The organism is Flavobacterium azizsancarii, from assembly GCF_027980145.1.
Taxonomy (GTDB): Bacteria; Bacteroidota; Bacteroidia; order Flavobacteriales; family Flavobacteriaceae; genus Flavobacterium; species Flavobacterium azizsancarii.
This window is the reverse complement of record NZ_JAMZNK010000002.1, coordinates 95,395-107,670: the sequence shown is the minus strand read 5'-3', so window position 1 is coordinate 107,670 and position 12,276 is coordinate 95,395. Positions and strand designations below refer to the sequence as shown.

Sequence of the window (12,276 nt, the reverse complement as noted above, 5' to 3'; positions counted from 1 at the left end):
TGTGCGCCTCTACAATAAAAATCTTTATTAAACCTTCGCGCCTTTGTGTCTTCGTGGCTAATTATACACACTACTAATCTTTATTAAACCTTTGCGTCTTTGTGCCTTCGTGGCAAAACCACTATTGAAATTCAAAATTATCCAACATCAATCCTTTTAAATCCTCCGCTTCCAGCGTAATTTTATACGTACCTGCATTAATATATCCTCCAGAAGTGGTATTCAAAACCTTCCATTTTTCCGGTGAAGGAAAGAACTCTATCGTATCATTTCGCATCAAAATTCCGTAAGCGTCTTCCATTTTGAAATTTACTTTTAATGGTGTTTCGTTTCGATTCATGAATTTAAAACGCATCAAATAAATTCCGGCAACTCCTGGTTTTACTTCAAACTCAATACTATTATGTGTCTTTTTTGTAAACTCGATATAATCCGCTTTTTTGAAATTTCCTTTTACAATATCGGTTCCTGTGGTTTTTGTATTTTCTGCTTCGATAACTACTACAGGTCTTGAATCGTCCTTTTCGCCCATATCATAATTTGGAACGACAATAATAGAACTCAAAACTTCTGAATTATCAAAAGATACTTTTTCTCCTTTTTTTACCTTTTTAGAAAAAATACTAAATTCAACATTATTACTGTTTTTTGCAATTTCTTCTGATTTTTTATAATCTGATAACCACGCAAATTTTGTTTTTATTTTATTGTCAATCAAAAGATATAAATCTGAGTTTTCTTTTAATGTAAAAGAACCTTTAATCTTAGACTGAGATAAAAACTGCAAATAATCAGCTCCAAAAACTTCCGAAGGTAACTGGGTAAAAACAACATCTGAATCTGAATATTGTTTTGAATTGATATCCAGCCACGAAGCAATTTTTGATTCATTTTGGATTTGAGAACTTAGAACAACATTCTCAATATTTTTTGGCGATGCATTTGCAGGCTTAACGTTCTTGTTTTTGGTCGCAATGGCAATGGCAGAAATAATCGCTTGTCCCGCTTTTACATTTGGGAAAGAAATATTGATTTTTCCGTTTTTGCTTTTTACAGTAAATGTTTTCTTCAAGGCTTTGTCGTGTCCTGTTTCTGACCAGATATCAAAGTCTTTTAAAACTACATTGTCATTGATCGCAACATCAAATAAACGCCAGCCTTTGCAATCTAATCCTCCGCCAGTTCCGTACCAAGGTTCTGTAAAGTATAATTCGACTAAATATTCTCCGTCCGGTGCAGGAAATTCGTAATTTAATTTATCAACTCCGTATCTGAAACTTTGAAACAATACAGGGTCTTTTGTGCCCATTACAGGATCAAAAGTGCTACGCTGACTCGCATAAAAGTCCGGAAGTTTTTCGAATTTATCTGTCCATGATAATGAACCCCAGGTATTTTGACCGCTTTTGTGTGTGTCAGTTAACCAAATATTTCCGGAGCTGTCTGTCAGTTCAGAACCTCCACAATTGACTCTGTAAATATAATTGTATCCTTTTTTTGATTCTAAAATATCTGCCTTATCTGTGTATAATTCGGCTAGATTTGGCGCTTTAGGAAGTGTGTTCAAAACAATATAGTCTTTGGCTACAGCCACACCATTTACATAACCAACAGCATACAAAACATTGTACTGAATATTGACATTATTCCATTGAAAATGCTGACCTAAGCCTGGATTTTTTAATTTTCCTAATGATGTTTTATTAACTTCATTAAACAATTCGACTTCATCACAATTCGAATAAACATCGATTCCGTTTTTTATTCCCACCGAATCCCAACGGCTTGGCCAGGTGTGCGAAACGATATATACCATTGGGTTGGTTTTATTCGAAACGTAATTGGCACGGTACATATAATACGCATCCTGAGGTTCTCCCCAAATGGTAAAAAGTCCTTTATAATTAACTGGTCCAACTTTGTCAATGTCTCTAAAACCTTCTCCGTTCTGAACGCGTCCCGGATTTTCATGCGAAGCAAAAAGCCAGTTGAATTGTCCCGCAATTTTATCTTTTACCGATTCGGCTTCACGGATTTTAATCTCCATTAATTGGGAAAATCTGTTTTCACTCAAAATTCCTTTTTGATCAAACTCACCTTCAGTATGCAAATCTGCTGTACGCCATGCACCGTATTCACCGTTTAATAACTGGGTGGTCATTTCAAGATGGTATTTTAACGGATCGCCTCCATACGTTCCTGACCAGTTTTGTACAACATTCCAATCTGTTCCTTCACCTCCATTACAAGTCGTGACAATACGTTGCGAAGCTGACATCGGGTCCATTTCTCGGATTATTTTAGTACATTCTTCAGCAAATTCCATTGGGATTGTACTTTCGTTTTGTAATCCCCACATGACAACCGACGGACTGTTTCTACGTTCTTTAATCCATTCTCGCAACAGGGTTTTGAAATTCTCTTTAAACTCTGGCGTGTCGTACCAGATATGTGCCGAAAACTGACTCCAAAACAGAATTCCGTTTTCGTCCAGTTCTTTTTGGTACAATAAATTATGGGGCTGATGTGCTTCTCTAAACGCATTAAATCCAGCCGCTTTTATTTGTTCGATTCTGGAATGAATCTGTTCGTCTGAAAACGAATGGCTGTTCCCAATTAAATGTTCGTATTCGCAGGTTCCGTTGATGAATAAAGGTTGATCGTTGATAAAAAACCGATTGTCTTTTCCGTCTCTGCTAACCGGCCAACTCACCCAACGGATTCCGTAAGGCGTTTTTAGTTCGTCAATTTTTTTTCCGTTTTCATAAACAGACGTAACCAATTCGTATAGATATGAATTTGATGGCGACCACAATTTAGGCTGAAGAATCTCAGGCAGTGTTTGCGCTATTTCTTTTATTTCATTAGAATTAATGGCTACCTTACTTTTTACTGAAACTACTTTTTCTCCGTCTTTATCAAAAAGGATATTTTCTACAGTTAAATTTTGTTTTAAAACACCATAATTTTTGATTTCGGTTGTCATGTGAAGAATTGCTTTTTCTTTAGAAGTCGAAGCATCATTCCAGATATGAACGCCAAAAGGTTCAATTCTGATTTCGTTTGTAATTATTAAAGAAACTGGTCTGAAAATCCCCATAGGCTGGGATCCTTCAGAGAACCCCCATTCGCCGGAACATCCTCCGCAAACCCACGGCAAATCAGCAATAAAAGATGGATGTGCCGCTTTTACCAGAATCTTATTTTCTTTTCCTAAAACTACTAATTGGGTAATGTCGATTGTAAAAGTAGTTCTTCCGCCTTTGTGTTCTCCGGCTTTTTTACCATTTACCCAAACGGTCGCATAGGAACTTACACCTTCAAAATAAAGGAAAAGTCTTTTTCCTTTAACCAATTTATCCAGTTTTAATGATTTTTGATACCAGGCAGTTCCGTGCAAATTACCATGTTTTGTTCTTCTGAATCCGTAATACTGATCCCAATTGTGTGGTACATTTACGCGTTGCCATTGTGCATCGGTTTTGGGATCATTGACAAAAGCATCTTCTTGTTTTGGAAGCTGGTCTAAAACAATAGTAGCCCAAGCGGAGTTCAGCGAAATTTCCTGACGAAATTTTACTGAACTATTGCCCTGACTCCAAACAAGGCAACTACTTGAGCAAAAACAAAAAATAAAAAAAACTATTTTCTTCATATTTTTTTGAACCTTATATTTTTATTAAACCATATAAGCGATATAAGGTTATTTTAGTGTTTTTGTTATTTCGAAGGAGAAATGACATATACTGAATCCTCACCGTTCGTTGCTCTCTGGATGTGATCTCTCCTTCGTCGAGATGACAAGATTGTGTTTATATTCTTAATCACAGACATCGAATTTACTGAATCCTCAGAGTTCGTTGTTCTCTGGATGTGATCTCTCCTTCGTCGATATGACAAGATTGTGTTTATATTCTCAATCACAGACATCGAATTTGCTGAATCCTCACAGTTCGTTGCTTTCTGGATGTGATCTCTCCTTCGTCGAGGGTGACAAGATTGTGTTTATATCTTAAGTTAGACTTGACAGGTTTTTAAAACCTGTCAGGTCTCGATGACGTTTGGATTGCGTTAGGGATAGAAGCGATATCCTTTTTATTTTTTCTTTAAAAATAAAAAGATATCGCGGATAGTCCGTTCGCCGCGGCGAATACGCCCAAATTAGAAACTTTATTCTCAATACTATTAATAAAACAACCAGTCTATCGCGCCTTTTTCTCCTGCATCGATATAACCCACATCTCGTGGTGTTATGGTTTGATTGGCATCTATAAATCCTAAAATTAATACTCTTCCTTTGCCTAAATCGAGTTTGTTTTCGCCAGGCTGAAAAGTATAGGTATGAATATTTACACGTGGTAATTCTTTAAGATTCATGGCACTTGCTAAGATCACTTCGGCCTGACCGTGAGCATTTCCGGCTGCGTCTGTCTCTAAACTTGGCGGAAATAAAAATCTCTTCTGATCTGAATTGAAATAACCTACAACCAGTTTCACGGCTTTGGTGTTTTTGAATTTCAGCTGCGTTCCGTTCTCGTTTTGAGAAGTTTCATCGAATGTAATTCCTTTCAGGTTTTGCAATTCCGGAGCTACTTTTGTAAGCTCAGAAATTGGTGTTCCGTATACTTTTGTTCCGTTTTTTAATGCATAAGTCCCTTTGCTTTCACTTAATAAAGTGACTTCTGCAGTTTGCCATGGTTTGCCTTCTGTGGTTGCTATCTTACCATCCTTTGATGATTTTAATAGCCCTAAGTTTCTTTTAAAATTAACCAATTCACGTTCGTAATGTGGCAATAATTCCTTCCATGTTTTGTTGTTTCCGTCGTCTCCACCAATCGGAATACGGCGTTGTGCAGTTTGCATACTGTTAGCATAGTAATATGTGTCCTTTGTAAGATCAACCAATAACTCATAATATTCGATACTTTTTTCTAAATGCGGAAGCGCTTTGTCAAGATCTGAAATATCATTTGAGTAACTGTATCGCAAAACCAATAATGCTGCTTTTACTTTTTCTGAAAAGAAATCGGCGAAAGCTTTATAGGCATGCATATCGTTTTTAAGGCGTAAAAACTCTTCTTTGTCTTTTGTCACTTTTGGTTCCGCTTTGTCAATGGCTTCAACCGCTAATCTACCGTGTTCAGTGATTTCGGCAATAATTTGAGTTGGCAGTTCACCAGAATGCGGTTCTTTATTCCACTCTTTTTTAGCGTATTCTAAAAGCAATTCGCCGGCAGGTCCGCACGATTCATGAAAACCAGGATAAACACGCCATTTTGCAGGATTTACCAATTGGCTTTCGAACATTCCTAGTAATAAAGTCTGACGGTTTCCTTCGGTAATTCCAAAACGTCTTAACGTCTTTGGCGCAATTTCTCCGGTTTCTTCGTAGGCTTTTAAGATGTTATTGGCGGCTTCTGTATCTGTTCCGTATTTCGCCGCCAGATCTGTATCCCAAAATTTAACTTCCTGATTTCGATCTCTTTTACTGTCCCATGCATATCTTGCCCACGCTTTGTACCAAATCCAGTCACGATCCATTTCGAGAATTCGTTCGCCCGTTTTTGTTTTATCTGCTGAATAAGGCCAATCCCAATAAGATGCCTGAGGATACAAATGCAATGCATTGGCACCGTGAACACTGTGCATGGCTTTTACTGTTTTCTGGATAAAATCAGGTGAACCGTATCTGAAAGGTTCTAAATTGGCCAGAATATGTACGTTCTCGATATGAATCGATTTTAAAGCACTTAACTGTTTATGTGTTTCTCCCCAAGGTCCGCCTGGTGTATAAGTCGTGAGGGATTCTCCGGTATATTTACTTTCTGTGTAGAGATTTTTATATAAGGGAAGCGATTTTTCCATAACCAAAGGTCCATCGGTATCGTGCGAACGCAAAATAATTGGCGGTTCATCTGTTCTTCCCAACGCTTTTAAACCATCCTGAACTCCGGGAATAATCGTTTTGGTAAACCATTCTACGTCATCATCGATGGTGTTTATGGCTTCTCCCAAACAAACTAATAAACCAACATTTGGATATTTCTCGATAAAAGCGGCAATTGATTTTCTTGTGTAATCTGAAAGCAAAGGTGTAATTGGACGCGAACGATCCTGTGTTTTAATATTATAATGTTCTGCAAAAGGTTTGGAAACAATGATATTGTAAAACATCTGAATCACCCAAATTCCTCTTTTATTGGCTTCTTCGGTCAGGAATTTATAGATCTCTTCGTTCTTTTTGAAATCTTCCTCACTTACTTCTAAAGCAAACGGATAATCTTTAAGTTTTACCAATGAAGCAAACGGATGTCCGTTCCATAAATACAAGGAATTCATTCTGTTATCAACCAGCATATCCAGATACTTTGTCCATAATTTTTTATCGTAAAACCACGGAAAAGTTTCCGGCGTATACGGATATTCATAAACATCTCTGCCCGGCAGATAAGTTGTTTTCTGCATACCGATACAAGCTCCCCTTAAAACCATTTCAGGACTGTCTTCGATATTTATTTCTGTTGGAATCTTACCTGAAGTTTTAATACGATCCACCAATTCCATAGCGCCGTATAAAGCTCCTGATGCATCTGTTCCTTCTATATAAATGATGTTTTTTTGGCTACGAATCTGGAAGCCTTCTTTTTTGATGAGTTTACTATCATCTATTTTGGCATTCTTTGCATTCTGTTTCCAGAAATCAGTTCCCTTTTCTCCAATAACAATCAACTGGTCTTTTGAGCTTTTGATTTTATTTGCAGAGGTGATTTTGAAACCTTTAGAAGTAAGTGTTTCTGATAGTTTTCCGGCACCGAATTTAGCTCTGGGCGAATTGACATCACTAACTATGGTAATGTTTTGCGCTGTTGCAATAGTGACGTAAAAACCTAAAAAAAGTAAACTTAAATATTTCATGGTATTGGAATTTTATTCTTGAAAATTTCTGTTTAGTTTGTCATTTCGACGAAAGAGAAATCACATCCAATATTCAGCAACAGTGAGAATGAAGTTTGTGTGATCTCTTCTTCGTTGAGATGACAAAAAATGAGAATAAATCTGCTTAATCTGCAAAATCTACGTCAAAAATTAACACTCGCAGATTTTGCAGATCTGGCAGATTCCTCTTTATTTAATTCTGAAAAACACGTTTTAAGTACGCAACGTTTGCGCCATAATTCGCTTTTACATTATGAACCTGTGTAACATCTCTGGAACGTTCTACGATTAGCCAGCCACTCCATTTCATTTTGTCCAGCGCTTGTTTTATTTTTGGCATATCGATCGCGGTATCGTTTTCAAGCCAGACTTTGTCTGTATTTGAAGCATGAATTTGTGCCAGATGTTTTTTACCCAAAATATTTAATTCGGTTACAATATCTCTTCCGTTATCTACGGCGTTCGCAAAATTGAAAGAACTTTTGACATATTTAGAACCTATTTCTTCTAATAGTTTTTTTTCTTCGGTAGCGTCTAATGATGTTTCAATTGCTATAACTCCACCAATTTTGCCTACTTGTTTTCCCGCCCATTTTAATCTTTCGATAATTACAGGACGTAATTCAGGATTTTTCACCAAATCACTTTCCGTCCCTAAAGGAAGATAAGCGACTTTGACCTTCATGTCTTTCATTGCTTTTACACAATCTTCGATCATGGGTGCGATAGTTTCTCTTTTTGCAAAAGACTGCGCGTAAAATCCGGACATGGCTATCGAACTGATTCCGACATTCAATTCTTTGGATTTATCCAGAAACTTTTGTCTTTCGATTGGATCTCCTAATTTACTGTCAAAGGTTGGGCGGTTTCCTAAACCTCCCATATCCAGTTCTATTCCGTCAGCTTTTATTTCAGCTGCGAGAGCAAAAGAGCCTAATTTTTGTCTTTTTAAAATCATCCAGTCGCAAACCGCAACTTTATAGCGCTGTTTGTTATTTGATGACTGAGCCGTTGCACAACTATTGAAACTAGTGCACAAAACAGCAAAAAATAAAATAATAATATTTTTTTTTAAATAAATTGACTTCATATTTTTGTTTTTTACCATTAAGAAAGTTAAGCTTAATGAAACTTAATATCTTAATGGTTAAATTTAAATTCTTACTCTTCTTCAGCTTTTACAGCCGTTACTACTTTGTTCTCATCTCCGGGCCAGATTCCGTTTTTGATTTGAATCGTTTTTAGTTTGCTTGGATCAATTTTTACATATTTCAATTTTTCCCTTCTCCATGTGTAAACGATATGTACCATTCCGTCAGAACTCTGGATCATGGATGGATACGAATATTGACTAATTTTTGAATCTTCTAATACTAACGCTGCATCCCAGTGAATTCCGTCTTTAGAAACTGAAACATTCAATGGCGTTCTTGGACCTTTTGCTTCTGTTCCAGGAGGTAAGACATGATTGTAAACTAACAAATGTCTTCCGTCTTTAAGCGTTACCGCATCTGTTCCTGAGTTATTATTTGGCAGACCAATTAATTCTATATCAGACCATGTTTTTCCGTTGTCTTTAGAAAAAGTACTAAAAATAGCTCTGTTTCTCGTTCTTCCAATCGCCTGTATACTTCCGTCTTTATGAAAAAGAATACTTGGCTGAATTGCATTTATCTTTTGTTTTCCTCGCGATAAAGTATCGCCCATTACCCATGTTTTTCCAAAATCAGGAGTAGATTCCATGCGAAGTCTCCAGCCGTCGCCTTCGATACTTGAAGGGCACAATAAAGTTCCGTTGCTTAATAAAACCGGTTTGTTTTTGATTGGTCCTAAGAAACCTTCCGGCATTTTTTTCGCCTCAGACCAGGTTTTTCCGTTATCAGATGAAGTTCTGATTACACCCCACCATTCAGATGGTTTTGGACCAATTTTATAGAAAAGCATTAAATCGCCACCAGGAATTTGATATAAAACAGGATTCCATGTTGGTAATCTCGGGCCTTCTTTCATCGCGCCGTCAGCCACTTTAATGCCTTCGCTCCATTTATCGCTTCCTTTTGGTTTTATACTTACATAAATACAAACATCCGGATGTCTTTCGTGCGTTCCTCCAAACCAGGATGAAACTAAATCCCCATTTGAAGCTTCAACAATTGTAACAGCGTGGCAAGACGGATAAGGTGCTTTATCATATATAAATTCATCTACTAAAATTCCTTCTTTCCAGGTCTTATTTTGTAAAGTTGGTTTGCAACTTCCCAAGAGTAAAAGACCCAATAACACAAATGTTACTTTTATTATCTTCATTATTATTTTTTATTTTGAATTAAAATTTTTGCTTTTAAATGCATTCCTGATAATTTTTCGCACAAAATTATTTATTAAGTGTAAAAATGACACTAAAATTCTAAAGATCCATCCTGTACTGTCCCGAATTTTTTTTAAATGGGATACTTTTTGCGTTTTTTAACAATGGCAGACCAGACAATAGCAAAAATCTTTGTCAAAATTTTAAACTTTGACAAAGATCTGAAGCAAGATTATATGCGCTTAAGTGCTGCTATTACTATTTTACATTTAAAACATAAGAACCAGAAGGCAATATCAGAATAAGTTTATTGTTTTCTACTTTATAAGATACCGCAGTTTTATCTAACTTTTTATTGTCTAAAGTTACAGCTGAAACTTTCGTTGAAGGCAAATAAACTATTGCCGAAGTATTGGCAGGAATCGTAATATTCCATTGCAAATTATTTTTAGTTTTCTTCCAGTTACTCTTTATCGTTCCGTGAATCGATTCGTAAGAAGCATTCACAAAGGTTAATCCGGTTTCGAAATCTGGTTTCATGATGATTTGTTTGAACCCCGGAGTTTCAGGATTGCTCTTGATTCCGGCAATATTCTCGTAATACCAAATCAGTAAATCGCCTAATAACATCACATGATTTTGAGAATTCATTTTAGGATCAGCAGTATTTCCATTCCACAATTCCCAGATTGTTGTTGCACCATTCTTTGCCATATAACCCCAACTTGGGTAAGTATCATTCGAAGCCAGTTTATAGCTCAAATCTGGTCTTCCGTACTCAGATAAGGTTCGCATTAAAAACTGAGTCCCAATAACTCCGGTACTAATATGACCATTATAGGTTACTTCGACTTCATGAACAATATTTTCAAATACTTTCGACTGAAGATTTTCAGGAACCATTCCAAAAGCTAATGGAAGCAAATTTGCTGTTACCGTATTGTTGGCATAATTGTTTTTAGAAGCATTGAAAAACTTCACATTAAAAGCCGTTTTCACTCTCTCAGAAAGTGAATCATAATATTGAATATCATCTGAATTATTTCCATTTATAGTAGCAAACTTTTTCATTTTTTGCAGTAAATGATAATAAAAAGCACTGGCAATTAATTCGCCATTGGTAGTTCTTGCTGAATCCTTCGAGTGAATTAATTCTAATGATTCCGGCGGAACGCACCAATCTCCATATTTATCTTTGGTCATTAAATCCTTAACCAAATAATTCTGTTCCATATACACCACCCATTTTTTCATCGACGGATAATGTTTTTCAATTACTTTTTTATCGCCAAATTGCTGGTACAGCATTTCAGCAACCGTAATATAAGTTCCGGGCCAGGTTACATTATCGCCATAATACCGCCAGAAAGCCGGTGCAACATCCGGAATTCCGCCATCTGCCGTTTGTGCATTTTTAATATCATCCAGCCATTTTGCGTATAAAGTTTGGTTATCGAATAAAAAACTTTCGCCATAAGCTCCGGTTGTTCTGTCGCCAAGCCAGGGCTGACGCTCGTTTCGCTGCGGACAATCGATTGGCATCCCTTTATAATTGCCACTTATTCCCCAATAGGCATTCTTGAAAATCTGATTCATCACAGCGTCTGAAGATTCAAAAGTTCCGGTCGTTTTAATATCGTCGTAAACTACTTTTCCAACAAAATTATCCAGCGTTGGTTTCGTCGGAAATCCTGAAACTTCGACAAATCTAAAACCGTGAAAAACAAAAGTTGGTTCCCAAATTTCTTCGCCTTCGCCTTTTAAAGTATAAACATCTGTTGTTCTGGCGTCACGTAAATTTTCGATATACAAAGAACCATCTGCTTGCAAGGATTCGGCAAATTTCAAAATCACTTTGTCGCCACTTTTACCTTTTACCTTCAATTGCAGCCAACCTACCATATTCTGTCCCATATCCAAGATATAAGTTCCTTTAGGCGTTTGTTTGATCGAAATTGGTTTTACCTCACCCATAATTTTCATATTAGGTGTCATTTGCGCCTCATAAAAACCGCCCGGTTCCTGAACATATTCTGCCTGAAACCAATTTTTATCATCAAAATTGGTGGTGTTCCAATTTTTCAATTCCTTGCGGGCATCGTATTCCTCTCCATCATATTCATTATTAGATAAAATGGGTCCATTTGTGGTTACTTTCCAGGTATCATCCGTTCTGATTACTTCTTTTGTTCCATCTGTATATTCAACATACAATTGCAAAGCCATTTTTGGATAACCAAAAGTTTTGATTTTATACGGTTTAAAATCCTGACGCATCGTAAAAAAACGTCCATTTCCTAAAATCGTTCCTAACATATTTTTACCTTCTTTAAGTTGAGAAGTCACATCAAAAACATTATATTTTACATTCTTTGTATAATCCGTAGGAACAGGCGCCAAAACCTGATCACCAATTTTATTTCCGTTAATGTACAACTCATATAATCCCATTCCCATGATGTAGACTTTGGCACTTTTAACTTGTTTTTTTAAGTTGATTTCTTTTCGAAGATATCTTGCTGATAATTTAGAATATTGAGATATACTATCTCCTGCAGAAGCTTTTTCGTACCCAATCCAGCGTGTTGATTTCCAGTCAGCATAATTCATGATACCCATACTAAAATGAGCTTTATCTACTGATTGAATTTCACCTTTATTCGTCCAGAGAATCACTTTCCAAAAAGCATTTTGACGGTTTTCCAGTCGTTTTCCGTTATAAATAATATTGACAGATGCGTTGCTTTGTACTTTTCCAGTATCCCATAAATCACCTTTATTCGCGTTCAGATTCTCTAAAGTCGAAGACACAATAATCTGATATGCGGTCTGTTTTACATCACTAACATTCGCATTTATTTGCCAGCTCAATCGTGGCTGAACGACATCAATTCCTTCCGGATTGCTGAGCATTTCGCATTGCAAATTTGTAACGCCGATTTTGTTTTGGGCTTTCGCCGAAATTGAAATCAGGGTTAAAATGATGAATGTTGTATGTAAAAAAAACCTTTTCATAAGTTGTATTTTAGTAT

5 protein-coding genes are annotated in these 12,276 nt (G+C 36.5%); all 5 read right to left on the bottom strand.

The genetic code is table 11. The annotated features are described in order from the left end of the window. Positions 1-121: 121 nt before the first annotated feature. The 5 genes from NJT12_RS01595 to NJT12_RS01575 all read right to left on the bottom strand — a co-directional run bounded on the left by NJT12_RS01595 (position 122) and on the right by NJT12_RS01575 (position 12,259). Complete coding sequence (locus NJT12_RS01595; protein WP_271334180.1) at positions 122-3,655, bottom strand: malectin domain-containing carbohydrate-binding protein; 3,534 nt, start codon at positions 3,653-3,655, stop codon at positions 122-124. A 530-nt stretch (positions 3,656-4,185) separates the two neighbouring features. Further along, a complete protein-coding gene (locus NJT12_RS01590; RefSeq protein ID WP_271334179.1) occupies positions 4,186-6,915 on the bottom strand; it encodes an alpha-d-galacturonidase in 2,730 nt (909 codons plus the stop codon). Positions 6,916-7,129: 214 nt separating this feature from the next. Continuing rightward, complete coding sequence (locus tag NJT12_RS01585; RefSeq protein WP_271334178.1) at positions 7,130-8,026, bottom strand: sugar phosphate isomerase/epimerase family protein; 897 nt, start codon at positions 8,024-8,026, stop codon at positions 7,130-7,132. A 71-nt stretch (positions 8,027-8,097) separates the two neighbouring features. Continuing rightward, positions 8,098-9,243, bottom strand: a complete 1,146-nt coding sequence (locus NJT12_RS01580) for a sialidase family protein (RefSeq protein ID WP_271334177.1) — start codon at positions 9,241-9,243, stop codon at positions 8,098-8,100. Between the two features lie 259 nt (positions 9,244-9,502). After that, complete coding sequence (locus NJT12_RS01575; RefSeq protein ID WP_271334176.1) at positions 9,503-12,259, bottom strand: glycoside hydrolase family 78 protein; 2,757 nt, start codon at positions 12,257-12,259, stop codon at positions 9,503-9,505. Between the last annotated feature and the right edge of the window lie 17 nt (positions 12,260-12,276).